A 26961-nucleotide genomic window follows, 5' to 3' on the forward strand; every position below is an offset into this window, starting at 1 on the left:
GCCGTGCGGGTCGTCGTCGCGGGAGCCACCGGGCTCATCGGGAGCGCGCTGCTCCCGCTGCTGGGGGACAGGGGCCACCACGTGGTCGCGCTGGTGCGCGACGGGTCGAGGACCGTGGCGGCGGACGAGGTCGTCGTCGCGGACGCGCTGGACCCGGTCGCCGTGCGCGTCGCGCTGCGCACGGCCCGGCCGGACGTCGTGGTGCACCAGCTGACCGCGCTGCGGCCGATGAACGCCGAGGCGATGGAGACCACCGCGCGGCTGCGCACCGAGGGCACCGCCAACCTGATCACGTCCGCCAGGGAGGCCGGGGCGCGCAAGCTAGTGGTGCAGGGCATCTCGTTCGCCACGGCCCCGCTCGGCGACCCGGTGCTCGGCGAGGACGCGCCGCTGTACCTGGACGCGCCGGACCCGACGTGGGCGAGGACCGTGCAGGCCGTGGCCGAGATGGAGCGGCTCGTGCTGGGCACGCCGGACCTCGCGGGCACGGTCCTGCGCTACGGCACGCTGTTCGGCGCGCAGACCCAGTACGACCCCGACGGCCCGTTCGGCGCCAGGGTCGGCCGGGGCAGGCTGCCGATCCCCGAGAACGCCGAGGGCGTCACGTCCTTCCTGCACGTCCGGGACGCGGCGCTGGCGGCGCTGTCCGCTGTGGACGGTGACGCCACCGGGGTGTTCAACGTCGCCGACGACGAGCCCGCGGAGGGCTCGACGTGGCTGCCGGAGTACGCGCGGATGCTCGGCGGCCCACCGCCGCGCGCGCTGCCGTCGGACATCGCCGAGAAGGTCCTGGGCTGGGTGACGAACCACCAGCTCACCGCCATGCGCGGCGCGCGGACCGACCGGGCCCGCACGGAGCTGGGGTGGAAGCCGACGGTGTCGTGGCGGCGGGGGTTGGCGTCCGGATGAGCCTGCGGATCTGCCTGGTCGGCGCGGGGCCGCGCGGGACGTCGGTGCTGGAGCGGATCTGCGCCAACGCCACCGACGGCCTCGCGGTGGAGGTGCACGTCGTGGACCCGTTCCCGCCCGGTCCCGGTGGCGTGTGGCGCACGCACCAGCCCGACCACCTGCTGATGAACACGGTCGCGTCGCAGATCAGCCTGTTCACCGACGACAGCGTGCCGTGCGAGGGGCCCGTGGTGCCCGGTCCGAGCCTGCACGAGTGGGCGCGGATGGCGGTGGACGGACTGGTCGACTGCGGCGACCCCGACCAGGCCGCCGCGCTCGGCCCGGACGACTACCCGACCAGGGCGTTCTACGGCCGCTACCTGGACTGGGTGTTCCAGCGGCTGGTCGCCACCGCGCCGGAGTCGATCACCGTCGTGGTGCACGCGGGCACGGCGGTCGCGGTCGACGACACCGAGGACGGACACCAGGCCGTGACGCTGCTCGACGGCACCAGGCTGATCGGCCTGGACGCGGTCGTGCTGGCGCTCGGCCACGGCCCGCTGGCCCGCAGCCGCGAGCACGACGAGAACCGCCGGTTCGCGCTGCGGCACAAGCTCCGCCACGTGGAACCGGCCAACCCGGCCGACGTGGACCTGAGCGGGATCGCGCCGGGCACGGCGGTCGCGGTCCGCGGCATCGGCCTGAACTTCTTCGACTACCTGGCCCTGCTCACCGTCGGCCGCGGCGGTGCGTTCGAACGGGGGCCCGACGGCCTGCGGTACCTGCCGTCCGGCCGGGAACCGGTGCTGCACGCGGGTTCCCGGCGCGGCGTGCCGTACCACGCCCGCGGCGAGAACCAGAAGGGCGCGCACGGCAGGCACCACCCGCGCTTCCTCACCGAGACGGTCGTCGCGGGGCTGCGGAAGCGCGCCGAGTCCGGTGAGCCGGTCGGCTTCCGCGACGCGGTGTGGCCGCTGGTGGACCGCGAGGTCCGCGCCGTCTACTACAGCCTGCTGGTCGAGTCGGCGCACGGCGACGCGGAGGCCTTCCTCCAGGCGTTCGTCGAAGGCCCTCCCGAGGACGACGACCACCTGCTGGAGCGGTACGGCGTCGCCGAGCGGTGGGACTGGGACCGGGTCGAGCGCCCGCAGGGCGACCGCGCGTTCACCGACGGCGCCGACTTCCGCCGGTGGCTGCTCGACCACCTCCGCCACGACGTGCGCGAGGCCAGGCTCGGCAACCTGTCCAGCCCGCTCAAGTCGGCGCTGGACGTGCTGCGCGACCTGCGCAACGAGATCCGGCTCGTGGTGGACCACAGCGGCATCAGCGGCGAGTCCTACCGCGACGAGCTGGAGGGTTGGTACAACCCGCTCAACGCCTTCACGTCGATCGGCCCGCCGGTGCGGCGGATCGAGGAGATGATCGCCCTGGTCGAAGCGGGTGTCCTGCACGTCGTCGGTCCGCGGGTCCGCGTCCGCCGGTCCACCGCGGACGGGGTGTTCCTGGTCGACTCCGAGGCGGTCCCCGGCCCGCCCGTCCGCTGCCGGGCGCTCATCGAGGCCCGGCTGCCGGACGTCGACCTGCGGCGCAGCGCCAACCCGCTGCTGCGCTACCTGCTGACCACCGGCCGGTCCCGGCCCTACCACGTGGGCGGCTACGAGAGCGGCGGCCTGGCCGTGACCGAGCGGCCGTACCGCCTGGTCGACCGCGACGGCGCGGCGCACCCGGCCAGGTTCGCGTTCGGCGTGCCCACCGAGGGCGTGCACTGGGTGACGGCGGCGGGCATCCGCCCCGGCGTCGGCTCCGTGACGCTGGAGGACGCCGACGCCATCGCCCGAGCAGTGCTGACCGTCCACCACCAGTGCAGGAGCGTGAGCGCTTGAGCCGCACCGATTCCGGACTGCTGGCCCCGACGTGGTCGGGCACGCCGGTCGAGGCCACCACGTGCGACGAGGCGTGGCTGCGGGCGATGCTGGAGGTGGAGGCGGCGCTGGCCCGCTCCCAGGCGAAGCTGGGACTGGTGCCCGCCGCGCACGCCGAGGTGATCACCAAGGCGGCCGGGGCGGGCGGGCTCGACGTCGTCGCGCTGGCCCACGCCTCCCGCGCCGCCGCGAACCCCGTGGTGGCGCTGGTCCCCGCGTTCACCGCGCTGGTCGCGGCGAACGACCCCGAGGCCGCCGAGCACGTGCACCGGGGCTCCACCAGCCAGGACGTGCTGGACTCGGCGGCGATGCTCGTGTCCCGCCGCGTGCTCGCGCAGGTGGACGGCGACCTGAGCCGGGTGGCCGCCGCGCTGGCGGCGTTGGCCGAGGAGCACCGCGACACCCTCGTGGCGGGTCGGACGCTGACCCAGCACGCCGTGCCCACCACGTTCGGCCTCAAGGCCGCGAGCTGGCTGCAACTCGTGCTCGACGCCCTCGCCAGGGTCCGCTCGGTCGCGTCGGCGGGCCTCCCGGCGTCGCTGGGCGGAGCGGCGGGAACCCTTGCGGCGTACGGGGAGTTCGCCGAACTGGAGGGTGGCCTGCCGCTGGGCGGCGTGGAGCTGATCGCGCCGTTCGCCGAGGAGCTGGGGCTGGCCGAGCCGGTGCTGCCGTGGCACACCGTGCGCACGCCGATCGCCGACCTGGGGGCGGTGCTCAGCTTCGTCACCGGCGCGCTGGGCAAGTTCGCGGTGGACGTGCAGACCCTGTCCCGCACCGAGATCGCCGAGGTGGCCGAGCCCGCCGCCGAGGGCCGCGGCGCGTCCTCCGCCATGCCGCAGAAGCGCAACCCCGTGCTGGCCACCCTCATCGTGTCCGCGGCCCGCCAGGTCCCGGCCCTGTCGCTGGTGCTGGCGCAGTGCATGGTCGCCGAGGACGAGCGCCCGGCGGGCGCGTGGCACGCCGAGTGGCAGGCCCTCCGCGAAGCCCTGCGGCTGACCGGCGGCGCGGCGTTCACCGCCGTGGAGCTGGCCGAGGGCCTGGAGGTCGACGTCGACCGGATGCGCGCCAACGTCGACCTCACCCGCGGCGCCATCGTGGCCGAGCGGCTGGCCGTGGCCCTCACCCCCGTCCTGGGCAAGGCGCGGTCGAAGTCCCTGCTCACCACGGCGTCCGCCACCGCGGCGGCCACGGGTTCACCGCTCGGCTCCGTGCTGCGCGACCTCCCGGAGCTGGCGGGCGTGGACCTGGACGACCTGCTGGACCCGGCCCGCTACACCGGGGCCGCGGGGCCGCTGGTCGACCGCGTCCTGCTCCGCTACCGCAACTACACCGGCGCCTGAACCCGCACCCGCCGCAGCCCCGGCGTCACGGCACCGACGACCGCGACCGCCACCACGCACAGCACCCCGCCGCTCACCAACGACACCGCGCCCGACGTCGCCCCGGCCACCAGTCCGGCCCGCACGTTCCCCACGTCGGGGCCTGCGCGGCCCACGATCTGCTCGGCGGCGGCCACCCGCCCCAGCATGGAGTCGGGCGTGCGCAACTGCACCAGCGCCCCGCGCGACACCACGGAGGCGGTGTCCGCCGCCCCCGCCAGCACCAGGAAACCCAGGCCCACCCACGGATTGGTGGACAGCCCGAACAACGCCACCGAAGCGCCCCAGCCCAACGCCCCGACCAGCATCACCACCCCCGGCCGCGCGAGCCGCGTGAACGTCCCGGAGAAGACCGAGGCCACCACCCCGCCGACGGCGACGGCCGTGAGGAACAACCCGAACGTCCTGGGGTCCCCGCCGAACCGCTCGGCGTTGACCAGCGGGAAGAGGCTGATCGGCATGGACAGCACCATCGCGGCCAGGTCGGTCAGCAACGCCCCGCGCACCACGGGCTCGCGCACCAGGAACGCCAACCCGTCCACCACACCGCGCACCCCCGGCCGCGACGGCTCACCCTCGGGCAGCATCACCGGCAGGCCGAAGGCCCCGTAGAACGCCACCCCGAACGTCACCACGTCCACCAGGTAGCACCCGCCGACCCCGATCCACCCCACCAGCACCCCACCGAGCGCGGGCCCGACCAGCATCGCCCCCTGGAACCCGATCCGCTCCAACGCCAACCCCGCGGCGATGTGCTCCCTGGGCAACAACCGCGGGATGAACGTCCGGGACGCGGGCCCGCCGCCCGCCGAGAAGCACCCCTGGAGGGCGACCAGCACCAGCACCCACCCCACCGGCAGGCCACCGACGAACCCCTGCACGGCCAGCAGGACACCGCAGCCCGCCTGACCGACCAGCGTGACCAGGTAGAACCCCCGCCGGTCGACCCGGTCCACCAACGACCCGGCGAACAGCCCGAACAGCACGAGCGGCAACGCCATCGCCAGCCCGACGGCCCCGGTCCACACCGTGCTGCCGGTCATCGACCACACCTGGAACAGCACGGCCACCAACGTCATCTGGCTGCCGAAGCCGGAGAACACCCGCCCCACGAACAACCGCCGGAACACCGCGACCCTCAAGGGCGCGACGTCCAGCAGCACCCGCCCGAGCACCACACCACCCACCTCCCCAGCACGTCACAACGGATTTCGCGCAGCACGAAGACGCCGGTGGTCCCACCGGCGTCCTGACCAGATCAACGAACCGCGGCCCGGCACACCCGGTGGGCCACGGCCTTCACACCCCGGTCGACCGGGCCGCCGACCTCAGCCCCACTCCGGATCAGCGGCCAGCTTCTCCGCGATCCGGTCGTGGAAGCTCTTGCGCCCCAACACTTCCTCGACGTCCCGAACCACCCGCACCAGCGGGTAGGGGATCTCCTCCTCGATCTCCGCGATCACCGCCTCGGTGGCCCGCCACTCGGCCGCCAACCGCCCGACGACCGCCTCGGCACGAGCGGTCAGCACCACCTTCTTGCTCCGCGCGTCCGCCCCGGCCGCGGTCGCCACGAACCCGGCGGCCCGCATCGCGGCCACCTTCTGGCTCATGGCCGAGTGCGTCCGCCCGACCACCTCGGCCAGCTCGGTGATCGTCATCGGCCCGCGCAGGCGCAGGCGGATCAGCTCCATGACCCAGTTCGGCTTGAGGCCCTCGATCGCGGCCTCGCGGTACAGCCGCTCGATGTCGTCGTCCATCGCGGCCAGGAGGTGCCGCAGCGGACCCCAGTGGCTCACCTCGGTGGGATCGTTCACCGGACAACTGTAACAGCACTTATACAAGCACTGTTACATCAATCGGTCCACACCGGCGCCCGCTTCTCCAGGAACGCGGCCCGCCCCTCCACCGCCGACGGCGTCTGCGCGGCAGCGGCCATGACCTCCACCGCGATGGCGTAGGCGTCCGCCTCGGGCCGGTCCAGCTGCGCGTACAGCGTCTGCTTGCCCACCGCCTTGCTGGCCCGCGACCCACGGGTGGCACGGGCCAGCAGCGCGTCCACCGCCGGATCCAGCTCCTCGCCGGGCACGACCTGGTTCACCAGCCCCCACCGCTCGGCGGTCCGGGCGTCGACCACGTCCCCGGTCAGCGCCATCTCCATCAGCCGCTTCCGCCCGATCGCCCGAGCCACCGGCACGGCGGGCGTGTGGCAGAACCAGCCCGCCTTCCCGCCGGGCAGCGCGAACCCGGCCCCCTCGGCCGCCACGGCCAGGTCGCACGACGCCACCAGCTGGCACCCGGCGGCCGTGGCGAGGCCGTGCACCCGAGCGACCACCACCTGCGGCACCGACTCGATCGTCCGCATCAGGTCCGTGCACAGCGTCAGCAGCTCCCGAACCCCGTCCAGGTCCCGCGCCGCGACGTCGCCGAAGTCGTGCCCCGCCGAGAACACCGGCCCGGCCCCGCCGAGCACGATCCCCGCGGCCCCGCTGGCCGCGGCCTCGTGGAACGCCCCCAGCAGCTCCGTCAGGTGTTCGAACGACAGCGAGTTGCGCCGAGCCGGACGGTTCATGGTGATGCGCACGACGTCATCGGCGTGGGTCACGAGCACGTGCTGGTAGTCGGCCATGACGCGACGTTAGCGCGACCGCCTACCCCGCGACCCGGAACGTGCGCCGGTAGGCGTCCGGCCCCACCCCGAGTTCCGCGCGCAACCGCCTCCGCAGGTTGGCGGACGTCCCCAGCCCCGAGCGCTCGGCCACGCGGTGCACCGGCAGGTCGGTCGTCTCCAGCAGCCGCTGCGCCAACCGCACCCGCCGCACCAGGAGCCACCGCCCCGGCGTGCTGCCGGTGGCGTCGACGAACACCCGGTGGAACGTCCGCTCGCTCAAGCCGGAGTGCCGGGCCAGGTCCGCCACGGAGAGGGGCTCACCGAGCCGACCCACCGCCCAGTCCACCGTGGCCGCCAGGCCCGCCTTGGCCACCCGCCTCGGCACCGGCGTCTCCGCGTACTGCCGCTGGTCCCCCTCCCGCACCGGGGGCACGACCATCCGCCGGGCGACGGCGGCGGCGACCTCGGCGCCGTGGTCCCGGCGCACCAGGTGCAGGCACAGGTCGACACCGCCCAGCACCCCGGCGGAGGTGTGGACGGGGCCGTCTGAGGTGAACAGGACGTCCCGCCGCACCCGCGCCCCCGGCGCCGCGGCGGCCAGCTCGTCCAGCACCCGCCAGTGCGTGGTGGCCGAACGACCGTCCAGCAGGCCCGCCGCCGCCACCACGAACGCCCCGGAGCACAACCCGGCCACCGCCCCCGTGGCGGCCCGCAGCGCCTCCACCGCCGCGGGCGGAACGGCGGCGAACGGGTCACCTCGGCCCGGCACGACCACGAGGTCGCAGTCCACCAGCCCGTCGAACCCGTGCGTGGCCTCCAGCGACCCGATCGGCGCGAGCGGCGTGACCACGCGGCCCTCCGAGCAGAGCCGCACCTCGAACGGCGGGACCCCGGAATCGGTGCGGTCGATCCCCCAGACCTCGCTCACCACCGACACGTCGAAGATCCGGCTGTCCGGCAGCAACAGGACCCCGATGGTGCGCATGGCAGGAAAGTACCGCAACGCGCACCTCCTGCCACTCCCCCGAGCCCGCCCCGACCGCCGACAGTGGGACCCGTGACAGCTCTGATCCTGATCGACGTGCAGCGCGGCTTCGACGACCCGGCCTTCTGGGGCAGGCGCAACAACCCGGACGCCGAGGCCAACATCGCCGCGCTGGCCCGCGCGTGGCGCGGCCCGCTCGTCCTCGTCCGGCACGACTCCGTGAAGCCGGGTTCACCGCTGGCCCCCGGCACCACCGGCAACGCCTTCAAGCCCGAACTCGACGGGCTGCGACCGGACCTGGTGTTCGCGAAGACCGTCAACTCCGCGTTCCACGGCGAGGCAGACCTGCACGCGTGGCTGACGAAACGCGGCACCACCGACGTCGTGCTGGCGGGCGTCCAGACCAACACGTGCGTCGAGACGACCGCCCGCGTCGGCGGCAACCTCGGCTACCGCGTGGTCGTCCCGGTCGACGCCACGTTCACGTTCGACCTGGAGGACCTCAGCGCCGACCAGTTGACCGCCGCCACGGTGGCGAACCTGCGTGGCGGCGGCTTCGCGGAGATCACCAGCACGAAGGAGGTGCTGGACGGCCTCTAGGCGAGACCGCGGAACTCGCGGACCACCGTGACGATCTCGTCCATGATCTGAGTCAGTTCGTAGTCCTTCGGCGTGAACACCCTGGCCACGCCGCGTTCCTTGAGCTTCTCGGCGTCGTCGGGCGGGATGATCCCGCCGACGATGACCGGGATGTCACCCGCGCCTGCCTCGCGGAGGCCGTCGACCACGGCGGGCACGACCTCCAGGTGCGAACCGGACAGGATGGACAGGCCGACGACGTGCACGTCCTCCTGCACGGCGGCGGAGGTGATCTGCGCGGGCGTGAGCCTGATCCCCTGGTACACCACCTCGAACCCGACGTCGCGGGCCCGGACGGCGACCTGCTCGGCGCCGTTGGAGTGACCGTCCAGTCCCGGCTTGCCGACCAGGATGCGCAGCCGCTCGCCGATCTCCTCGCCGGTGGCGCGGACGCGGTCGCGCACCCGCGCGATCTCCGTGCCCGCCTCGCCGGACGCCGACGCGGCCGAAACCCCCGTCGGAGCGCGGTACTCGCCGAACGTCTCGCGCAGCGCCTGCGACCACTCGCCGGTCGTGACACCGGCCTTGGCGCACGCGATGGTCGCCTCGACCAGGTTCGCGTCGGTCTTCGCCGCCGCGCGCAGCGCCGTCAACGTCGAGTCCACGAGGGACTCGTCGCGGCGGGCCCGCCACTCGCGGATCGCCTCAACGGCTTGGAGTTCGACGATCGGGTCGATCGTCTCGATCGCCTTCGCGCCCTCGGCCTGCAACGGTGACGGCTCGCTGGTGGCGAACCTGTTCACGCCCACCACGACGTCCTCACCGGACTCGACCCGGCGGCGGCGGTCGGCGAGCGAGCTGACGAGCGCGGACTTCATGTACCCGCTCTCGACGGCCGCGACCGCGCCGCCCATCGCCTGCACGCGGTCGATCTCCTCGCGCGCCCCGGCGACGATCTCCGCGACCTTGGCCTCGATCACCTTCGAGCCCTCGAAGATGTCCTGGTACTCCAACAGGTCCGTCTCGTAGGCGAGCACCTGCTGCATCCGCAGCGCCCACTGCTGGTCCCACGGGCGCGGCAGGCCCAGTGCCTCGTTCCACGCCGGCAGCTGGATCGCGCGGGCGCGGGCGTCGCGGGACAGCGACACGGCCAGCATCTCCAGCACGATCCGCTGGACGTTGTTCTCCGGCTGCGCCTCCGTCAGCCCGAGCGAGTTGACCTGCACGCCGTAGCGGAACCGCCGCTGCTTCGGGTCCGCGATGCCGTAGCGCTCGCGGGTGATGTCGTCCCAGAGCTGCGTGAACGCCCGCATCTTGCACATCTCTTCGATGAACCGCACACCCGCGTTCACGAAGAACGACATGCGCGCGACCACGTCGCCGAACCGCTCCGGCGGCACCTGGCCCGAGTCGCGCACGGAGTCCAGCACGGCGATGGCCGTCGACATCGCGTACGCGACCTCCTGCGCGGGCGTCGCGCCCACTTCCTGGAGGTGGTAGCTGCAGATGTTGATCGGGTTCCACCTGGGCACGTTCGACACGGTCCACGCGACCATGTCCGTGATCAGCCTCAGGCTGGGGCCGGGCGGGAACACGTAGGTCCCGCGGGACAGGTACTCCTTGATGATGTCGTTCTGCGTGGTCCCGGCGAGCTGGTTCGGGTCCGCGCCGTGCTCCTCGGCCACGCTGACGTAGAGCGCCAGCAGCCACATCGCCGTCGCGTTGATCGTCATCGACGTGTTGGCGCCGTCGAAAGGGATCCCGTCGAACAGCCGTCGCATGTCGCCGATGTGGCTGATCGGCACGCCGACCTTGCCCACCTCGCCCTTGGCGAGTTCGTCGTCGGGGTCGTAGCCGGTCTGCGTCGGCAGGTCGAACGCCACCGACAGACCCGTCTGGCCCTTGGCGAGGTTCCGGCGGTACAGCTCGTTGGACGCGGAAGCGGACGAGTGGCCCGCGTAGGTCCTCATGACCCACGGGCGGTCCCGCTCCCGGTCGGCCGGGTACGGCAAGACAACCTCCCGGAGGCCGGTGACGACGTTGTTGCCCGTAGCGTACTGACCAGTAACACCGCGTCCACGTGCCGTTGCTCACTGAATCGGTCCTGGGCACCCGGTGGTGGACGCGCCGCCGCCCCCGGTGGACCCCCCACCGCCCGTCCGCACTCCGAGGGGCTCAGGCACGGGCTCGATCCAGAACCTCCGTAGGATCGCCCATCAGGGGCAAGCGTTGAGGAGTTCTCCAGTGAGTGAGCATTTCCGGGTACACGGCGGGGCGCGCCTGGTCGGCGAGGTCGACGTCGTCGGGGCGAAGAACAGCGTGTTGAAGCTGATGGCGGCGGCCCTGCTCGCCGAAGGCACCTCGACCATCACGAACTGCCCCGAGATCCTGGACGTGCCGCTCATGGCGGACGTGCTGCGGAGCCTCGGGTGCGTCGTGGTCATCGAGGGCGATGTGGTCACCATCACCACGCCGGGCGAGCTGAACCACCGCGCGGACTCCGAGGCGATGGGCAAGCTGCGCGCCTCGGTGTGCGTGCTCGGCCCGCTCGTCGGCCGCTGCAAGCGCGCGGTCGTGGCGCTGCCCGGCGGTGACGCGATCGGCTCGCGCCCGCTCGACATGCACCAGGCGGGCCTGCGCAAGCTCGGCGCCACGACGGAGATCGAGCACGGCTGCGTCGTCGCGAACGCCGAGGGCCTGCACGGCGCCCAGATCTGGCTCGACTTCCCGAGCGTCGGCGCGACCGAGAACATCCTGATGGCCGCGGTGCTGGCCAAGGGCACGACGGTGATCGACAACGCGGCCCGCGAGCCGGAGATCATCGACATCTGCCGGATGCTCCAGCAGATGGGCGCCAAGATCGAGGGCGCGGGCACGTCCACGCTGACCGTGCACGGCGTCGACAGCCTCAACCCGACGCAGCACCGCGTCGTCGGCGACCGGATCGTCGGCGCCACGTGGGCGTTCGCCGCCGCCATGACCCGCGGCGACATCCGCGTCCGCGGCGTGAACCCGCACCACATCGACCTCGTGCTGGAGAAGCTCCGCATGGCGGGCGCCGAGGTCACCACCTACGAGGGTGGCCCGGACGAGGGCTTCCGCGTGGTGCAGGAGGGGCGGCCCAAGTCGGTCGACTTCGTCACCCTGCCCTACCCCGGCTTCGCGACCGACAACCAGCCGTTCGCCATCGCGCTGTCCACGGTCTCCGAGGGCACGTCGATGATCACCGAGAACCTGTTCGAGGCCCGGTTCCGGTTCATCGAGGAGATGATCCGCCTGGGTGCCGACGCCCGCACCGACGGCCACCACGCCGTCGTCCGCGGCGTCGAACGCCTCTCCAGCGCCCCGGTGTGGGCGTCGGACATCCGCGCGGGCGCGGGTCTCGTGCTGGCGGGCCTGTGCGCCGACGGCGCCACCGAGGTGTACGAGATCTTCCACATCGAACGCGGCTACCCCGGCTTCGTGGAGAACCTCCGCAAGCTCGGTGCCAGCGTCGAGCGCGTCAGCGGCTAGTGCCGTGACCGGACTCGGTCCCCGAACGCGGGTTCGGGGACCGAGCACCGGGTCGGCGGTCGAAGCGCCCGGTCCCGACGGTCGCCGGAACCGGTCCGCGGGGTCGTCGGACGGCCTGGCGGTACCGGGGTGCGCGCGTGCTCGGCGCGCCCCGTCCCGCTTCACGCCCGTGGGCGCGCGCGACTCGACGCGGCGGGAGCGCGAAGACCTGCCTACACGTCTCGCAGCAGCAGCTTCGCGTCCGGCACGTCCACCGGGAACACCATCACCCGGTAGGCGCCCGGCTCCGCGCCCCGCACCGCCGTCGCCTTGATGCCCGCTGTTCGCAAGCGCTTGGCCAGCACCCGCGCGGCCTCCTCGGTCGGCACGACGGCCACCTCGTTCAGCAGGCCGAAGTCGTCACCGGTGTAGTCGGGGACAGCCCGCCGGTCGTTGCCGAACGCCCACCGCAGCACCCCCGCCAGCAGGCCGAGGACCACGATCAGCACCAGGGTCTGGATCCACGCGTTCACACCGCCCATCCTCCGCCTCCGCGATCACCGACGCAGCCACCGCACGGATCACCGAACTAGAGTGCTGGGCATGGCGGTTCACCTCACCAAGATCTACACGCGGGTCGGCGACGACGGCACGACCGGACTCGGCGACTTCTCACGGGTGCCCAAGACCGATCCCCGGATCGTCGCGTACGCGGACGTGGACGAGACCAACGCGTCCCTCGGGGTCGCGCTGGCGCTCGGCGCGCTCGCCGAGGACGTCCACGAGGTCGTCCAGAAGGTGCAGAACGACCTGTTCGACGTCGGCGCGGACCTGTGCACGCCGATCGTCCCCGAGCCGGAGCACCCACCGCTGCGCGTCACGCAGGTGTACGTGGACCGGCTGGAGGGCTGGTGCGACGAGTACAACGCGCGCACGGGCAAGCTGGACTCGTTCATCCTCAACGGCGGCACCCCCGGCGCCGCGCTGCTGCACCAGGCGCGAACGATCTCGCGGCGGGCGGAGCGCAGCACGTGGGCGCTGCTGGAGGCGGACGCGGAACGCACGAACGTGCTGACCGCGAAGTACCTGAACCGGCTGTCGGACCTGCTGTTCATCCTGGCGCGCGTGGCCAACCCGGACGGCGACGTGCTGTGGAAGCCGGGGCAGAACGCCTAGCAGGCCTCGGCCTGACCGGGATGCCGCCGAGGCGAGCGACCGCTCACCTCGGCGAGCGGGGTGGACCGGACCAGTCCTCTTCCCGTGCGCGCAGTTCCTCGAACGCCGCCGATTGCCGCTTCCCGCGGTCGTGCTGCTCTTTGAGCACGTCGGCCGCGCGCAAGCGGGTGTGGGGACCGACCTCGTGGGAGGGGATCTCGCCAGCGTTGATCTCGCGCATGAGGGCGGGGCGCGACACGCCCAGCAGGTGCGCCGCCTCGGTGGTGGTCAACTCGAACTCGGCGGACCTCGCGTCGACCGTGACGGCGTGACCCCGCGCCACGGCGTGGACGACCCTGGCGATGATCTCCGACAACTCGACCGGCACCGGGACGGCGGAGCCGTCGTCCACTTCGGCGGTGAACACCACGCCGTTCGAGGGCAGCGCGCTCATCAGCGCCGTGGCCTGCCGCCGACCGCGTTCGCCCGCGAACAGGAGGTCGTTCCCGATGGCCATAGCAGGCAGGACGCCTAACTGGCCCAGGGAATGGAACGGCCCGGAGGCGCTGACTCAAGCCAGGACAGGAATCCTGTCAGCGCGTCCGGGCCCATCGCGATCTCGATCTCGCTCCCCGTGGAACTGCGGCACCGGAGCACCGTGGAGCCCGCGGGCATCGCGTAGGTCTCCGAGGCGGCCGGTTCGCGCCGGTCGTCGATCTCCAGGCCTTCGCGGGTGATGATCTGGTTCGGACCGGAGCCGAGGCTCAGGACGCGGAACCAGACGAACTCATCACCCTGGTAGCGGCCGACGCCGAGGTGCCAGCCCCGGCCGCTGTCGTCCTGGCGCAGGCGGAGTGCCACGTGCACGCCGCCCGCGCGGAGCAATCTGAGTCGGCGCCAGGCGAAGTACGCCAGGCCCACGACCACCACGAACAGGACCACCCCGACAATCTCGGCGATCCCCACGGCGATACCCGCTCGTCCGCGTCCGGTCTCAGGCCGGGTGTCCGGCGGCGCGCAAGGCGGCGAGTGCCCGCCCTCGCTGGACGTCGTCCGAGTCCTTCGCGGCGGACCGCGCCTGCTCGACGTCGATCTCGTCCGCGAGTTCGGCGTCCTCGGCGAGCACGCTCACCGCGGAGCCGGTCACGGACAGGAACCCGCCGTAGACGGCGGCGGTCACCAGCTCGCCGTCGGTCGTGCGGATGCGGACCACGCCACCCTCGACCAGCTGGCCGAGCATGGGCTCGTGGCCCGGAAGTACGCCGATCTCGCCCTCGGTCGTCTGGGCGACCACCGACGTGGCCGTGCCCGACCACAGACGGCGTTCAACGGCGACCAACTGGACGGTCATCTCGGCCACGCGTATCTCCCTCGTCGACTGGAGTCGAACCGCAGTCTAAACGGTCGGGTGACCACCTCGCCGCCCCGGCCTGGTCACACCGCCCCGATCGGGGGCCTGCCAGGCCCGACGGCGGCTCGCGACCTCGGCGGCCCGGCCGGTGTCCGGTGGTCCTCGGACCCGGTCGCGGTCCCCCTCCGCGCCGCGTACCCGCTGCGCGGCGAGGATCCGCGGTGCTCGTCCTGCGCTTCCCCGGCACCGCGCAGGTGCTGGTGAGGTCGTGACCTCCTTCCTCCCCGCTAGGCGTCCACGCGGGTGCGGGAGCCGATGGCGAACACGGCCCCCGCGCCCAGCGCGGCGACGAGCGCGAAGGCGTAGAAGCCCCACGGGTACGCGACGCCCGCGGTCAGCAGGGCCCCGCCGAGCAGCGGTCCGCAGATGGCGCCGACGCGGCCCACACCCGCCGTCCAGCCGAGTCCGGTGGCGCGGTTCGCGTCGGAGTACACGCGGCCCACGTAGGCGTACACCAGGACCTGGGCGCTGAACACGAAGCAGCCCGCGACGAGCACGGCGGCGTACACGCCGACGCCGGGGAGCTTCACGCTCAGCAGGGCCAGCGCCACCGCGGCGAGGGCGAACCAGGCGGTGGTGGAGCGCCGGACGCCGAAGCGGTCGGCCACGTACCCGGCGACGAGCAGGCCGATCACGGCGCCGATGTTCAACGTCAGCAGCAGGCTCAGCGCGGCGCCGAGCGGGTAGCCCGCGGCGCGCATGATCTGCGGCAGCCACGTGTTGAGGCCGTAGACGAGCAGCAGGCCCATGAAGGACGCGACCCAGAACGCGAGCGTGGCGCGCACGAGACCGGGCTTGAAGATCGACCCGATGACGTCCTTGACGGGGGCGGGTTCGAAGGCGCGCGACTCGGGCAGGGTGCGCCACATCAGCGGCACCAGGACGAGCGCGGGCGCGGCGCCGATGACGAACAGGGCGCGCCAGCCGAACGACGGGATCACCACGATGCCCAGCAGGGCCGTGAAGACCGCGCCGACGTGGTAGCCGGTCATGATGAACGTGGTCGACCGGCCGCGGCGGTCGACGTGGGAGAACTCGTTCACCAGCGCGATGGCGGTCGGCAGGCAGCCGCCGAGGCCGATCCCGGCGAGGAACCGCAGCAGCCCGAACGCGAGCACCGACGGGGAGAACGCGCACAGCAGCGTGAAGAGCGAGAAGCTCGCCACGGCGAGCACGAGGGCCTTGCGCCTGCCGATGACGTCGGTGACCGTGCCGATCGCGAGCGCGCCGAGCATCATGCCCACCAGACCGACGGTGGAGACGATCGACGCGCTCGCGGGCGTGAGGCCCCAGACCTCGTCCTGGAGCAGCACGGGCAGCACGGTGCCGAGCACCACGAGGTCGAACCCGTCCAGCAGCACCGCCGCCCAGCTCAGCGGCAGGACCCAGCGGTTGGTGGACATGGCGACCTCCGGTGCTCAGAAGGGCAGGCCGACGTAGTTCTCCGCGAGGCTCGTGGCAGCGGCGGACGACGTCGCGGTGTAGCGCAGTTGCGAGAGCTGGAGCCGGTGGTGGTAGTCCTCCGCGCCCGGTGTTCGGTGCAGCATCGTGGTCATGTGGTTGGAGAAGCCCTGCGCGCGCCACACCCGGCGCAGGCAGGTGTCCGAATAGGACTCGACCAGGTCGGTCTCGCCCCTGTTCAGCAACGCGGACAGCGCACGGGAGAGCACCAGCACGTCGGCGATGGCGAGGTTCATCCCCTTGGCGCCGGTGGGCGGCACGATGTGGGCGGCGTCGCCCGCGAGGAACAGCCGTCCGTGCCGCATCGGCTCGGCGACGAAGCCGCGCATCGGCGTGATGCCCTTCTCGATCACCGGCCCCTCCTGGAGCTCGAAGCCGTCGTCGGTCTCCAGCCGCAGGTGCAGCTCGTCCCAGATGCGGTCGTCCGACCAGTCCTCGATGCGCTCGTCCGGCTCGACCTGGAGGTAGAGCCGGGTCACCTCCGGCGAGCGCATGCTGTGCAGCGCGAACCCGCGCTCGTGGCTGGTGTAGATCAGCTCCTCGTGCGACGGCTCGGCCTTGGCCAGCAGACCGAGCCACGCGAACGGGTAGACCTGCTCGAACGTCCTGAGCACGGTGTCCGGGATGGCGCCGCGGGAGACGCCGTGGAAGCCGTCGCAGCCCGCGACCACGTCGCACTCCAGCTCGCCGCCGTCGAACGTGATCCGCGGCCGGTCCGTCTCGACGTCGTGCACGGCCACGCCGGACACCTCGAACCGGATGTCGCCGCCCGCCGCGAGCCTCGCCGCGATGAGGTCCTTGACGATCTCCTGCTGGCCGTAGACGGTGATCGTGCTCCCGGTCAGCTCCGTGATCGGGATGCGGTGGTCCTCGCGGTCGAACCGCAGCGAGAACCCGTGGTGCGGTAGTCCCTCCCTGTCCATCCGGTCGGCGAGGCCGACCTCCCTGAGCAGGTCCGCGGTGGGCTGTTCGACGACGCCCGCCCGCACCCGCCTCTCGACGTAGACCCGGCTGCGGGCCTCCAGCACGACGGAGTCGATGCCTTCGAGGTGCAGCAGGTGGGACAGCAGCAGTCCCGCGGGTCCGGCTCCGATGATTCCGACCTGGGTACGCACCCGGGACATCGTGGTGGGGGTCCGCTGTCCACAGCGAGTGGACTTTCCACTCACCGGAAGGCCATCCTGGACGGGTGACGACACCGAAGTCCGTCGCGGGGCGGCTCTTCACCCTGCTGAGCGTCTTCTCCGAGCAACGACCGTCCGCGAACCTGTCCGAGCTGAGCCGCAGCGCGGGCCTGGCCCTGAGCACCACGCACCGCCTGGTGAACGAGCTGGTGGAGTGGGGTGCGCTGGACCGGGACGACGAAGGCCGCTACCACGTCGGCCTGCGGCTGTTCGAGCTCGCGGCCCTCACACCGGGCAGCCTCGGCCTGCGGGAGCGCGCCCTGCCCTTCCTGGAGGACCTGTACGAGGTCACGCACGAGAACGTGCAGCTGGCCGTGCGCGACGGCCTGGAGGCGGTCTACGTCGAGCGCATCTCGGCCCACAACGCCGTCAACGTGGTCACCAGGATCGGCAGCAGGCTGCCCGTCCACGCGACCGGGGTGGGGCTCGCGATGCTCGCCCACGCGCCGCCCGACGTCCAGGAGCTGGCCCTGCACAGCCCGATGCGGACGTTCACCCCCAAGACGATCTGCACGCCGTCCGCGCTGCGGGAGAAGCTCGCACGGGTGCGCCGCGAGGGGTACGCGGTCAGCGACGGCCAGATCGAGCTGATCACCCTGTCCGTCGCGGCACCGATCCGGGGGCCCGACGACGGCGTGGTGGCGGCGGTGTCGATCGTGGTGCCGAACGAGGGCACCGACGTCGCGAGCCTCGTGCCGGCCGTCCGGGCGGCGGCGCGGGGGATCTCCCGCGCGCTGCGGGCGCCCAGCGCGGTGCGCTCGCCGTCGCGCGGCACCCCGACCTGAGCGGAGCGCACAGCGACAAGGCCACCCCCGCGAACGGGGGTGGCCTTGTCGGGTGGAGCGGAAGAACTACTCGCCTGCGAGCTTCTTCGCGTTGGCCTCGACGTCGTCAAGACCGCCGCAGCTGAAGAACGCCTGCTCGGGGTAGTGGTCGAACTCGCCCTTGCAGACGCGGTCGAACGCCTCGATGGTGTCCTTGATGGACACGAACGAGCCGGGCTGACCGGTGAACTTCTCGGCCACGATGAAGTTCTGGCCGAGGAAGCGCTCCAGGCGACGGGCGCGACCGACGAGGACCTTGTCCTCCTCGGACAGCTCGTCCATGCCCAGGATGGCGATGATGTCCTGGAGTTCCTTGTACTTCTGGAGGATCCGCTTGACCTCCTGCGCCACGCGGTAGTGCTCCTCGCCGACGATCGACGGCTCGAGGATCCGAGACGAGGACGACAGCGGGTCCACCGCGGGGTAGATGCCCTTCTGGGAGATCGGACGGGAGAGTTCCGTCGTCGCGTCCAGGTGGGCGAAGGTCGTCGCCGGGGCGGGGTCGGTGTAGTCGTCCGCGGGGACGTAGATCGCCTGGAGCGAGGTGATCGACTTGCCGCGGGTCGACGTGATCCGCTCCTGCAACTCACCCATCTCGTCGGCCAGGGTGGGCTGGTAGCCCACGGCCGACGGCATGCGGCCGAGGAGGGTCGAGACCTCGGAGCCCGCCTGGGTGAAGCGGAAGATGTTGTCGATGAACAGCAGCACGTCCTGGCCCTGGACGTCGCGGAAGTACTCCGCCATCGTCAGCGCGGACAGGGCGACGCGCATGCGCGTGCCCGGCGGCTCGTCCATCTGACCGAACACCAGCGCGGTGTCGGAGAGAACGCCCATCTCCTCCATCTCCAGGAGGAGGTCGGTGCCCTCACGGGTGCGCTCGCCGACGCCCGCGAACACGGACGTGCCGGAGAACTCGCGGGCGATACGGGTGATCATCTCCTGGATGAGCACCGTCTTGCCCACGCCCGCGCCGCCGAACAGACCGATCTTGCCGCCCTTGACGTACGGGGTCAGCAGGTCGATGACCTTGATGCCCGTTTCCAGGATCTCGGTCTTGCCCTCGAGCTGGTCGAAGGCGGGCGCCTTGCGGTGGATGCCCCACTGCTCGCCGTCCCGGCCGAGGCCGGGCTCGTCGAGGCAGTCGCCGAGGGCGTTGAACACGTGGCCCTTGACCACGTCGCCCACCGGCACCGAGATGGCCTTGCCCGTGTCGCGCACCGGCGCGCCGCGGACCAGACCGTCGGTCGGCTGCATCGAAATCGTGCGGACCAGGTTGTCGCCGAGGTGCTGGGCGACTTCCAGGGTCAGCGTCTTGGCAACGGCCTCGAACGTGATGTCCGCGTTGAGGGCGTTGAACAACTCGGGAACCGCGCCGCGCGGGAACTCCACGTCGACCACGGCACCAATCACCCGGACCACACGGCCGGTGCGGGTGGTGGTGGCAGTAGCACTCATGTCACTCATCACTTCCTGCGCCACCGGTAAGCGCGGAGGCGCCACCGACGATCTCGCTGATCTCCTGGGTGATCTGGGCCTGACGGGCCGCGTTCGCCTGCCTGCTGAGCGTCTTGACGAGCTCGGTCGCGTTGTCCGTCGCGGCCTTCATCGCCGTCCGCCGCGCGGCCGACTCCGACGCCGCCGACTCCAGCAGCGCGGAGAACAGCCGCGTCTTGACGTACTTCGGCAGCAACGCGCCGAGGAGCGTCTTCGCGTCCGGCTCGAAGTCGTAGATCGCCACCGGACCGGTCGGACGGGCGTCGTACTCGACGTCCATCGGCGCGATCCGCTTGGCGACCGGCGACTGGCTCAGCATCGACTTGAACTCGGTGTAGACGACGTGGATCTCGTCCACACCGCCCTCACCCTCGATGCCGGCCAGGAACGCGTTCACGACCGCGTCGCCCGCTTCGGCGGCGTTGACGTAGAGCGGCGTCTGCGAGAAGCCGGTCCACGCCTCCGCCACGTCGCGCTGGCGGAACTTGTAGTACCCGACGGCCTTGCGGCCGAGGGCGTACAGCACGGGCTCCTTGCCCTGCGAACGCAGGAGGGCGATCAGCTCCTCCGCAGCCCTGAGCACGTTGGAGTTGTAGCCACCGCACATGCCCTTGTCGCTCGTCACGACCAGAACAGCGGCGCGCTTGGGGTTCTCGCGTTCCACCAGCAGCGGGTGGTCCAGGTTCGCCGAGGCCTCGGCCAACGCGGAGAGCACGTTAGTGATCTCGTCCGCGTAGGGGCGCGAGGCGGCGACCCTTCCCTGCGCCTTGGCGAGACGCGACGTGGCGATGAGCTCGTACGCCTTCGTGATCTTCTTGGTCGAGTTGACCGTGCGGATCCGTTGGCGCAGCTCGCGAATCTGTGCGGCCATGGCCTACGTCACTTCTCCGCCGGAGCGGGTCGGTTGACCTTCACCGACTCGTGTCCGACCTTGTCGGCGTCCATCGCCTTGGCGTGCGACTCGGGAACGACCGAGGAACCGTCCGTTGCGGTGAACTGCTGCTTGAACGCGTTGACGGAGTCAACGATGGCCTGCTTGGCGTCGTCCGGCAACTTCTTCGTCTCGCGGATGCCCGAGAGGATGTCCGCGTTGTTGCGCCGGACGTACTCCAGGTACTCGGACTCGAAGCGGCGGATGTCGCCGACCGGGACCGAGTCCAGGTAGCCCTTGGTGCCGAGGAAGATCGAGACGACCTGCTCCTCGACGGGCACCGGGGAGTACTGGCCCTGCTTGAGCAGCTCCACCAGGCGACCACCGCGGTCGAGCTGGGCGCGCGACGCCGGGTCGAGGTCCGAGGCGAAGGCGGAGAACGCCTCCAGCTCGCGGAACTGCGACAGGTCGAGGCGCAGCGAGCCGGACACGTCCTTCATCGCCTTGATCTGCGCGGAGCCACCGACGCGGGAGACCGAGATACCCACGTTGACGGCCGGGCGCACACCGGCGTTGAAGAGGTCCGACTCCAGGAAGCACTGGCCGTCGGTGATCGAGATGACGTTGGTCGGGATGTACGCCGACACGTCGTTCGCCTTGGTCTCGATGATCGGGAGACCCGTCATCGAGCCCGCGCCCATCTCGTCCGACAGCTTCGCGCAACGCTCCAGCAGGCGCGAGTGCAAGTAGAAGACGTCGCCGGGGTAGGCCTCGCGGCCCGGCGGGCGGCGCAGCAGCAGGGAGATGGCGCGGTACGCCTCGGCCTGCTTGGTCAGGTCGTCGAACACGATCAGGACGTGCTTGCCCTGGTACATCCAGTGCTGGCCGATGGCCGAGCCGACGTACGGGGCCAGCCACTTGAAGCCCGCGGAGTCGGAAGCCGGAGCCGCGACGATCGTCGTGTACTCCAGGGCGCCCGCCTCCTCCAGCGCGGCCTTGACGCCCGCGATGGTGGAGCCCTTCTGACCGATGGCGACGTAGACGCAGCGGACCTGCTGCTTCGGGTCGCCGGATTCCCAGGCCTTCTTCTGGTTGATGATCGTGTCGACGCAGACCGCGGTCTTGCCGGTCTTGCGGTCGCCGATGATCAGCTGGCGCTGGCCGCGGCCGATGGGGGTCATGGCGTCGATCGCCTTGATGCCCGTCTGCATCGGCTCGGCGACCGGCTGGCGCTGGAGCACCGACGCGGCCTGGAGCTCCAGGGCGCGGTTGTCGTCGGCGACGATGTCGCCGAGACCGTCGATGGGGGCGCCCAGCGGGTTCACCACGCGGCCGAGGAAGCCGTCGCCGACGGGCACGGAGAGCACCGTGCCGGTCCGCTTGACCTCCTGGCCTTCTTCGATCTTGTCGAAGTCACCGAGGATGACCGCACCGATGGTGCGGACCTCGAGGCTCAGCGCTACTCCGAGAACCCCGCCGGGGAATTCCAGGATCTCGTTCGTCATCGTGCCGGGCAGGCCTTCGACGATGGCGATGCCGTCGTAGGTCTCGGCAACGACACCGACCTCTTCCCGGTTGACCTCCGGGGAGTAGCTCGAGACGTACTTCTCGATCGCACTGCGGATCTCGTCCGACGAGATCGTCAGCTCCGCCATGTCGTTCCTGCTCTCACTTCGTTCAAGGGAAAGGGGCTTGGTGAAGCCGCGGTTCCGGTTTTTGGTCAGCCGGCGAGGTCGCGGCGGAGTGCCGCCAACCGACCAGCCACGCTTCCGTCGATGACCTCGTCGCCGATCTTGATCAGCAGGCCACCGGCGAGCGAGGCGTCAACCTCGACGTGCAGTGCGATCGGTCGTGAGTAGATCCTGGTCAGGGTCGCCGAGAGGCGCTCCTGCTGCTCCGCGCTCAACTCGACCGCGGAGCGGACGTGGGCCACCGAGCGTTCACGGCGCTTGGCCGCGAGGTCGGCGAGCCGCATGAGCCCGTCGACGACGTGCGCACCGCGGGGCTCGCGCACGAGCTGGTCGACCAACGTCTTCGTGACCGGTTCGACCTTGCCCGCGAGCAGGCTGTCGACGAGCTCGACCTTGCGGGCGGGCTCGACCGAGTGGTCGGACAGCACCAGTTCGAAGTTCTGCGACCCCGCGACGATGCGGCCGAGCCGGAACAGCTCGTCCTCCACCGCGTCGAGGCGGTTGTCCCGCTCGGCACGGACCAGCAGCGCGGTCTGGGCGAGCGACTCGACGCCGTCGACCAGTTCGCGGGGGCTGGACCACTTCGAGGTGACCACCGCGACGAGGACCTGGAGGGTCCCCGCGGAGACCTGGCCCGACAGCAAGCCCTTCACGAGCTGCTCGCGGCCCGCGCGGTCGGACGAGGAGTCGCCGAGCGCGCGCCGCAGCTGCGGCTGCGCGGTGAGCAGGCTCACCACGGAGAAGAGTTCCTCCCCGAGGGTCGACAGCTCGTCGGCGTCGGTCGTGGCGTCGACGAGTTCGAGCAACCGCAGTTCAGCGGCCGCCAGAGCCTCTCGACTCGCTGCGTGGAACGTCATCGGCGTCCTCTTACTTGGTCGCCGGCGCCGCTACGGCGTCCAGCTCGTTGAGGAAGCGGTCGACAGTGCCGCGGCGACGGGCCTCGTCCTCCAGCGCCTCGCCCACCACCTTGCCCGCCAGCTGCACGGCAACCTTGCCGAGGTCGGCGCGGAGTTCCGCGACGATCTGGGCGCGCTGCGCGTCCAACTGGTGCTGGCCCTGCGCGACGATCCGCGCGGACTCGGCCTGGGCCTGCTCGCGCAGCTCCTCGACGATCTGCGTGCCCTCGGCGCGCGCGTCGTCCCGGATGCGGGCAGCCTCGGCGCGAGCCTCGGCCAACTGCTCCTTGTACTCGTCGAGCATCTTCTGCGCCTGCGCCTGGGCCTGCTCGGCGCGTTCGATGCCGCCCTCGATCTTCGCGGCGCGCTCGGAGTAGAGCGCTTCGAAGCGGGGGGCCACGAACTTCTGCATGACCCAGAGCAGGAGCAGGAAGGCGATCAGGCCGAGGATGAGTTCCGAGGTGTGCGGCAGCACGGGGCTCGGTTCCTCTGCGGCCAGGATCAAGGTGTTCACCACGACGTCTCCCTACGCGATGAGGCCGGTGATTAGGCCGAAGCGATGAAGAAGAGCACGAGGCCGATCAGGGCGAGCACCTCGACGAGCACGAAGGTCGTCCACGCGATGTTCATCAGCGGGCCACGGGCCTCCGGCTGACGAGCGGTGCCGTTGATGACCGCGGCCCAGATGAGACCCACGCCGATGCCGGGGCCGATCGCGCCGAGGCCGTAGCCGATGAGGGCGAGGCCCGGGTTGATGTTGACTGCCTCGGCGGCCTGTGCAAGAACCATGCTCACTTGCGTATCCCTTTCGAACTCGCTCCGCGGATGGCGCGGAGCGGGGGCTTGGTGTTGTCGCTCAGTGGTCTGAGGCCAGCGCCATACCGATGTAGCTGGCGGACAGCAGGGCGAAGATGTAGGCCTGGATGACCTGGATCAACGCCTCGAGGAACGTCATCGCGATGGCGAAGGCGAAAGACAGCAGCGAAACAGGCTTCAACGCGCCGCCGGCTTCGAGGAGCAGGTACTCACCGGCCAGGGTGAACACCAACAGGATGAGGTGACCCGCGAACATCGCGGCGAACACTCGGATCGCCAGCGTGATCGGGTTCATGATGAACTTCGAGAAGAACTCGATCGGCGCCAGCAGGAGGTAAACCGGCTTCGGCACGCCCGGCGGGAACAGCTGGTTGCGCAGGTAGCCCACGAAACCGTGCCGCTTGAACCCGACGAAGTGGTAAACGGGGTACACCACGAGCACGGAGATCGCGAGCGGGAAGCCGATGTGCGACATCGTCGGGAACTGGATCAGCGGAATGATCCCGAAGAGGTTGTTCACCAGGATGAAGGTGAACAGCGTGACGATCAGGGGCACGAAGGGCTTGAAGTCCTTGCCACCGATCTGCTCACGCGCGATCGAGTTGCGGCCCATGTCGTAAACCGACTCGGCGATGAACTGGAACTTGCTCGGCACCAGCTTGAAGCTGCGCGTGGCGAGCAGGAAGAACACCGCGATGATGATGACCGACAGAACGACCAGCACCATCGGCTTGGTCACTTCACCGAAGATCGGTGGCAGGAAGAAATCCTTCGCACCGGGGGGAACGAACTCTCCACCCTCGGCCAGCACCAGCTCGCCCACTGGGCTCCTTCCGGTTCTCCCGGCCGGCGTTCACTCCGCCGGGGGAATCGTCACGATCAGGACTTAACGTACCTTACGGACCGCAGACACCTGCCAGCGGCACCCCCCTCGGCCAAGCCGGAGGAGGGGGCGTTCAGGTCTGCGGGCGAACCATATCAGCCGGTAGGGACTTCCCGGACGGGCGTACGGCTTAAGCGGCGTCACCGGGCGCCGCGGGGATGACGTTGGGCGTCCTGGTCCGCTTGGACGCACGCGCCTCGGTCCCCGCGGTGACCAGAATCGTCGCCACCATCGTGATTGCCACCGAGTTGGTGTGCAGGAACTCCACATCGCGCAGCAGAATCATTACTCCGAGCAACACCAGCATCTTGAGCATGAATCCGCCGAGTGCCGCGGCCATCACGAAGTGCACTTCCAGAGCGGCGGTCCGGTGCATCAACCACAACGTCGCCAAAGAAGACGCGATGATCACCACGCCGCCGACCAGGGCACCGACCGCTCCGGGAACCCCGTTGAGCACCCCGAACACCACGACGGCCAGGACCACCGTGACCACGGTCGGGATGAGCGCACCGCGGAACATCGCGCCCGCCAGGTTGCGCACCACTCCGGCATGAGTCAGGCCTTCGCTGGTCTCGCTCATGCCACCGAGTGTAAGAGGTTGGATTTCCACCCTTTCGCGCAGGTGGTGATTCGGGTGTGGCAGGTGAACCGCGCATGAAGGTTCGGCGAGCAATTGCCGCCGCGTTCACGTCATGCGGTCGAGGTGCAGCAGCAGGGGGCACGGGTCGACGGTGGTGAACCCACCGGTGACGGCGGGCGACTCCTCGTAGCCGCCGCCCTCGACGAGCCGCCCCGCCACGAGCGAGACCGGCCCGGCGATGTCGACCATCCAGTAGTGCGGCACGCCCGCGTCGGCGTACTCGGTCCACTTCGCCACGGTGTCGGTGCGCCGCGAGTCCGGCACCACGATCTCCACCGCCACGACGACCTCCGACGCGCGGAACAGCCCGGCCTCCGCGCGGACCCGCGCCTTCGCCGAGCGCAGCGCGACGACCAGGTCGGGGCGGCGGGAGAACCCCGGCTGGTCGGCCGGGGCGAGTTCGAGGTCCACGTCGACGCCCTGGAGCACCACCAGCGGATCGGGGAGCTGCGGCCGGAGCTGGTAGTACAGCTCGGCGGAGGCGAGGTTGTGGTCGGGCGTCGGGCCGGGCGAGAGCAGCAGCCGCCCCTCGACCAGTTCGGCGTACCCCGTCCCGCACTCGCCGAGTTCCGCGTACTCGGCGATGGTGAGCAGGTGGTTGGCCGCGCCGTTCACTGGCCGCGCCGGACCTCGCGCAGTCGGGGGATCGCGCTGACGAACAGCGCCACCAGCAGGCCGAGGCCGAAGCACCAGGCCACCACGCGTACGTCGAACAGGGTGAGGGCCACGGCGCCGAACGCCAGCACACCGGCCCACAGGTAGATGAGCAGCACGGCGCGGCGCTGCGAGTGGCCGATCTCCAGCAGCCGGTGGTGCAGGTGCATCTTGTCGGCGGAGAACGGGCTCTCGCCGCGGCGGGTGCGGCGGACGACGGCCATCATCAGGTCGAGCAGCGGCACGAACAGCACGGCGGCGACGACCAGCAGCGGCGACAGCAGCGCGAGCAGGTCGGGGGCGCCGAGGCTGGCGTAGTTCAGCTTGCCGGACGCCGACGTCGTGGCGGCGGCGAGCATGAGGCCGATCAGCATCGAGCCCGAGTCGCCCATGAAGATGCGCGCCGGGTTGAAGTTGTGCGGCAGGAAACCGAGGCAGGCGCCCGCGAGCGTGGCCGCGATCAGGGCCGGCGGGTACGCGCCGACGTCGCCCTGGTTCTTCGCGAGCAGGCCGATGGAGAACGCGCACGTGGCCACGGCGGCGATGAGGCCGATGCCCGCGGCGAGGCCGTCGAGGCCGTCGACGAAGTTCATCGCGTTCACCATCGTCACGGCGAGCAGCACGCTCAGCAGCGCGCCCTGGTTCTGGTCCAGCGACAGCAGCGAGCCCGTGCCCGCGCCGTTGTCGCCCCACGGCACCCAGAACACCAGCCACTGCAAGCCGAACAGCACCAGCAGACCGGCCGCCGTGACCTGGCCCGCGAGCTTGGTGAGCGAGTCGAGTTCGAACCGGTCGTCGAGCACCCCGACGAGCACGATCACGCCGCCGCCGACGATGACGGCGTACGGGTCGTTGGAGAAGTCGAACGCCGAGCGCAGGACCGGCAGCTGGTGGGCGAGGAACATGCCGCCGAGGACGCCGCCGTAGATGGCGAGGCCGCCCATCCGGGGCATCGGCTTGACGTGCACGTCGCGCTGCCGGGGGTAGGCCACGGCGCCGATCTTGAAGGCGAACACGCGGACCAGACCGACGAGCAGGAAGGTGACCACCGCGGCTGTCAGGCAGACGAGGAGGTATTCCCGGACGGGGAGGACGGTTGACGCGGAGACAGGCAGCTGGCCCACG

Annotated in this window: 28 protein-coding genes; 7 read left to right on the plus strand and 21 right to left on the minus strand. The window is 71.1% G+C overall.

Translation table 11 applies throughout. The features are described from left to right. Positions 1 to 3 precede the first annotated feature (3 nt). Genes VFZ92_RS12215 through VFZ92_RS12225 form a run of 3 tightly spaced genes read left to right on the plus strand, consistent with a single transcriptional unit; the run spans position 4 to position 4150 of the window. A complete protein-coding gene (locus VFZ92_RS12215; protein ID WP_330875985.1) occupies positions 4 to 909 on the plus strand; it encodes an NAD(P)-dependent oxidoreductase in 906 nt (301 codons plus the stop codon). Beyond that, positions 864 to 2771 carry an FAD/NAD(P)-binding protein gene (locus VFZ92_RS12220; protein ID WP_330875986.1) on the plus strand — a complete coding sequence of 636 codons (1908 nt, stop codon included), beginning with the start codon at positions 864 to 866 and terminating at the stop codon, positions 2769 to 2771. The genes VFZ92_RS12215 and VFZ92_RS12220 overlap by 46 nt, the downstream gene beginning before the upstream one ends. After that, a complete protein-coding gene (locus VFZ92_RS12225; RefSeq protein WP_330875987.1) occupies positions 2768 to 4150 on the plus strand; it encodes an adenylosuccinate lyase family protein in 1383 nt (460 codons plus the stop codon). The genes VFZ92_RS12220 and VFZ92_RS12225 overlap by 4 nt, the downstream gene beginning before the upstream one ends. Here VFZ92_RS12225 and VFZ92_RS12230 read toward each other — a convergent pair. From VFZ92_RS12230 to VFZ92_RS12245, 4 genes are all read right to left on the minus strand, one after another. Then, positions 4135 to 5367 (minus strand): MFS transporter, encoded by a 1233-nt coding sequence (locus tag VFZ92_RS12230; protein WP_330875988.1) that lies wholly within the window; start codon positions 5365 to 5367, stop codon positions 4135 to 4137. The two genes, VFZ92_RS12225 and VFZ92_RS12230, sit on opposite strands and share 16 nt — an antisense overlap. A 150-nt stretch (positions 5368 to 5517) precedes the next feature. After that, positions 5518 to 6003: a MarR family winged helix-turn-helix transcriptional regulator gene (locus tag VFZ92_RS12235; protein ID WP_330875989.1), complete on the minus strand. Its 486-nt coding sequence runs from the start codon at positions 6001 to 6003 to the stop codon at positions 5518 to 5520. Positions 6004 to 6041: 38 nt separating this feature from the next. Continuing rightward, complete coding sequence (locus VFZ92_RS12240) at positions 6042 to 6815, minus strand: enoyl-CoA hydratase-related protein (RefSeq protein WP_330875990.1); 774 nt, start codon at positions 6813 to 6815, stop codon at positions 6042 to 6044. A 22-nt stretch (positions 6816 to 6837) separates the two neighbouring features. Then, positions 6838 to 7782 (minus strand): GlxA family transcriptional regulator, encoded by a 945-nt coding sequence (locus VFZ92_RS12245; protein ID WP_330875991.1) that lies wholly within the window; start codon positions 7780 to 7782, stop codon positions 6838 to 6840. Positions 7783 to 7854: 72 nt separating this feature from the next. Between VFZ92_RS12245 and VFZ92_RS12250 the strand changes: the two genes are divergently transcribed. Further along, the gene (locus tag VFZ92_RS12250; RefSeq protein WP_330875992.1) at positions 7855 to 8382 is read left to right on the plus strand and encodes a cysteine hydrolase family protein; all 528 of its coding nucleotides are present in this window, start codon (positions 7855 to 7857) and stop codon (positions 8380 to 8382) included. On the opposite strand, the gene VFZ92_RS12255 is transcribed toward VFZ92_RS12250, so the two are convergent. Further along, positions 8379 to 10373: a protein meaA gene (locus tag VFZ92_RS12255; RefSeq protein ID WP_330875993.1), complete on the minus strand. Its 1995-nt coding sequence runs from the start codon at positions 10371 to 10373 to the stop codon at positions 8379 to 8381. The two genes, VFZ92_RS12250 and VFZ92_RS12255, sit on opposite strands and share 4 nt — an antisense overlap. A gap of 232 nt (positions 10374 to 10605) precedes the next feature. On the opposite strand from VFZ92_RS12255, the gene murA reads away from it, so the two are divergent. Then, positions 10606 to 11874 (plus strand): UDP-N-acetylglucosamine 1-carboxyvinyltransferase, encoded by a 1269-nt coding sequence (gene murA, locus VFZ92_RS12260; RefSeq protein WP_330875994.1) that lies wholly within the window; start codon positions 10606 to 10608, stop codon positions 11872 to 11874. A gap of 212 nt (positions 11875 to 12086) precedes the next feature. Here the strand turns inward: murA and VFZ92_RS12265 are convergent, their stop codons facing one another. Next, the gene (locus VFZ92_RS12265) at positions 12087 to 12395 is read right to left on the minus strand and encodes a hypothetical protein (protein WP_330875995.1); all 309 of its coding nucleotides are present in this window, start codon (positions 12393 to 12395) and stop codon (positions 12087 to 12089) included. Between the two features lie 61 nt (positions 12396 to 12456). Here VFZ92_RS12265 and VFZ92_RS12270 point away from each other — a divergent pair, with 61 nt between their 5' ends. Next, positions 12457 to 13029: a cob(I)yrinic acid a,c-diamide adenosyltransferase gene (locus VFZ92_RS12270; RefSeq protein WP_330875996.1), complete on the plus strand. Its 573-nt coding sequence runs from the start codon at positions 12457 to 12459 to the stop codon at positions 13027 to 13029. Positions 13030 to 13072: 43 nt separating this feature from the next. Here the strand turns inward: VFZ92_RS12270 and VFZ92_RS12275 are convergent, their stop codons facing one another. The 5 genes from VFZ92_RS12275 to VFZ92_RS12295 form a co-directional block, all read right to left on the minus strand. Further along, on the minus strand, positions 13073 to 13525 hold the full coding sequence (locus VFZ92_RS12275) for a helix-turn-helix domain-containing protein (protein WP_330875997.1): 453 nt from the start codon (positions 13523 to 13525) through the stop codon (positions 13073 to 13075). Between the two features lie 14 nt (positions 13526 to 13539). Further along, the gene (locus tag VFZ92_RS12280) at positions 13540 to 13974 is read right to left on the minus strand and encodes a DUF2550 domain-containing protein (RefSeq protein ID WP_330875998.1); all 435 of its coding nucleotides are present in this window, start codon (positions 13972 to 13974) and stop codon (positions 13540 to 13542) included. Between the two features lie 28 nt (positions 13975 to 14002). Continuing rightward, positions 14003 to 14368, minus strand: a complete 366-nt coding sequence (locus tag VFZ92_RS12285; RefSeq protein ID WP_330875999.1) for a F0F1 ATP synthase subunit epsilon — start codon at positions 14366 to 14368, stop codon at positions 14003 to 14005. A gap of 278 nt (positions 14369 to 14646) precedes the next feature. Continuing rightward, on the minus strand, positions 14647 to 15822 hold the full coding sequence (locus VFZ92_RS12290; protein WP_330876000.1) for an aromatic acid/H+ symport family MFS transporter: 1176 nt from the start codon (positions 15820 to 15822) through the stop codon (positions 14647 to 14649). A gap of 15 nt (positions 15823 to 15837) precedes the next feature. After that, a complete protein-coding gene (locus VFZ92_RS12295) occupies positions 15838 to 17004 on the minus strand; it encodes a 4-hydroxybenzoate 3-monooxygenase (RefSeq protein WP_330876001.1) in 1167 nt (388 codons plus the stop codon). A 65-nt stretch (positions 17005 to 17069) separates the two neighbouring features. On the opposite strand from VFZ92_RS12295, the gene VFZ92_RS12300 reads away from it, so the two are divergent. After that, the gene (locus VFZ92_RS12300; RefSeq protein WP_330876002.1) at positions 17070 to 17849 is read left to right on the plus strand and encodes an IclR family transcriptional regulator; all 780 of its coding nucleotides are present in this window, start codon (positions 17070 to 17072) and stop codon (positions 17847 to 17849) included. A 66-nt stretch (positions 17850 to 17915) separates the two neighbouring features. On the opposite strand, the gene atpD is transcribed toward VFZ92_RS12300, so the two are convergent. The 10 genes from atpD to VFZ92_RS12350 form a co-directional block, all read right to left on the minus strand. Beyond that, complete coding sequence (gene atpD, locus VFZ92_RS12305; protein ID WP_330876003.1) at positions 17916 to 19352, minus strand: F0F1 ATP synthase subunit beta; 1437 nt, start codon at positions 19350 to 19352, stop codon at positions 17916 to 17918. Continuing rightward, positions 19345 to 20253, minus strand: a complete 909-nt coding sequence (locus VFZ92_RS12310) for a F0F1 ATP synthase subunit gamma (protein WP_330876004.1) — start codon at positions 20251 to 20253, stop codon at positions 19345 to 19347. The genes atpD and VFZ92_RS12310 overlap by 8 nt, the downstream gene beginning before the upstream one ends. 8 nt (positions 20254 to 20261) lie before the next feature. After that, on the minus strand, positions 20262 to 21908 hold the full coding sequence (gene atpA, locus VFZ92_RS12315; RefSeq protein ID WP_330876005.1) for a F0F1 ATP synthase subunit alpha: 1647 nt from the start codon (positions 21906 to 21908) through the stop codon (positions 20262 to 20264). 65 nt (positions 21909 to 21973) lie between these two features. Further along, positions 21974 to 22801: a F0F1 ATP synthase subunit delta gene (locus VFZ92_RS12320; RefSeq protein ID WP_330876006.1), complete on the minus strand. Its 828-nt coding sequence runs from the start codon at positions 22799 to 22801 to the stop codon at positions 21974 to 21976. 10 nt (positions 22802 to 22811) lie between these two features. Beyond that, complete coding sequence (locus VFZ92_RS12325; RefSeq protein ID WP_330876038.1) at positions 22812 to 23345, minus strand: F0F1 ATP synthase subunit B; 534 nt, start codon at positions 23343 to 23345, stop codon at positions 22812 to 22814. Between the two features lie 41 nt (positions 23346 to 23386). Then, positions 23387 to 23629 (minus strand): ATP F0F1 synthase subunit C, encoded by a 243-nt coding sequence (locus tag VFZ92_RS12330; protein ID WP_330876007.1) that lies wholly within the window; start codon positions 23627 to 23629, stop codon positions 23387 to 23389. A 67-nt stretch (positions 23630 to 23696) separates the two neighbouring features. Then, positions 23697 to 24479: a F0F1 ATP synthase subunit A gene (gene atpB / locus VFZ92_RS12335; protein ID WP_330876008.1), complete on the minus strand. Its 783-nt coding sequence runs from the start codon at positions 24477 to 24479 to the stop codon at positions 23697 to 23699. Positions 24480 to 24669: 190 nt separating this feature from the next. Then, positions 24670 to 25122, minus strand: coding sequence for a hypothetical protein (locus tag VFZ92_RS12340; RefSeq protein WP_330876009.1), 453 nt, complete (start codon positions 25120 to 25122; stop codon positions 24670 to 24672). 105 nt (positions 25123 to 25227) lie between these two features. Then, on the minus strand, positions 25228 to 25797 hold the full coding sequence (locus VFZ92_RS12345; RefSeq protein WP_330876010.1) for a Uma2 family endonuclease: 570 nt from the start codon (positions 25795 to 25797) through the stop codon (positions 25228 to 25230). After that, the gene (locus VFZ92_RS12350) at positions 25794 to 26960 is read right to left on the minus strand and encodes an MraY family glycosyltransferase (RefSeq protein WP_330876011.1); all 1167 of its coding nucleotides are present in this window, start codon (positions 26958 to 26960) and stop codon (positions 25794 to 25796) included. Before VFZ92_RS12350 ends, VFZ92_RS12345 begins: the two co-directional genes overlap by 4 nt. Between the last annotated feature and the right edge of the window lies 1 nt (position 26961).

It is taken from the genome of Umezawaea sp., assembly GCF_036375055.1.
Taxonomy (GTDB): domain Bacteria; phylum Actinomycetota; class Actinomycetes; order Mycobacteriales; family Pseudonocardiaceae; genus Umezawaea.

Coding starts and splice junctions, on each gene's coding strand:
- VFZ92_RS12240 (WP_330875990.1), bottom strand. CDS start 6,815: ATGGCCGACTACCAGCACGTGCTCGTGACCCACGCCGATGACGTCGTG.
- VFZ92_RS12245 (WP_330875991.1), bottom strand. CDS start 7,782: ATGCGCACCATCGGGGTCCTGTTGCTGCCGGACAGCCGGATCTTCGAC.
- VFZ92_RS12265 (WP_330875995.1), bottom strand. CDS start 12,395: ATGGGCGGTGTGAACGCGTGGATCCAGACCCTGGTGCTGATCGTGGTC.
- VFZ92_RS12270 (WP_330875996.1), top strand. CDS start 12,457: ATGGCGGTTCACCTCACCAAGATCTACACGCGGGTCGGCGACGACGGC.
- VFZ92_RS12275 (WP_330875997.1), bottom strand. CDS start 13,525: ATGGCCATCGGGAACGACCTCCTGTTCGCGGGCGAACGCGGTCGGCGG.
- VFZ92_RS12290 (WP_330876000.1), bottom strand. CDS start 15,822: ATGTCCACCAACCGCTGGGTCCTGCCGCTGAGCTGGGCGGCGGTGCTG.
- VFZ92_RS12295 (WP_330876001.1), bottom strand. CDS start 17,004: ATGTCCCGGGTGCGTACCCAGGTCGGAATCATCGGAGCCGGACCCGCG.
- atpD (WP_330876003.1), bottom strand. CDS start 19,352: ATGAGTGACATGAGTGCTACTGCCACCACCACCCGCACCGGCCGTGTG.
- VFZ92_RS12310 (WP_330876004.1), bottom strand. CDS start 20,253: ATGGCCGCACAGATTCGCGAGCTGCGCCAACGGATCCGCACGGTCAAC.
- atpA (WP_330876005.1), bottom strand. CDS start 21,908: ATGGCGGAGCTGACGATCTCGTCGGACGAGATCCGCAGTGCGATCGAG.
- VFZ92_RS12320 (WP_330876006.1), bottom strand. CDS start 22,801: ATGACGTTCCACGCAGCGAGTCGAGAGGCTCTGGCGGCCGCTGAACTG.
- VFZ92_RS12330 (WP_330876007.1), bottom strand. CDS start 23,629: ATGGTTCTTGCACAGGCCGCCGAGGCAGTCAACATCAACCCGGGCCTC.
- VFZ92_RS12340 (WP_330876009.1), bottom strand. CDS start 25,122: ATGAGCGAGACCAGCGAAGGCCTGACTCATGCCGGAGTGGTGCGCAAC.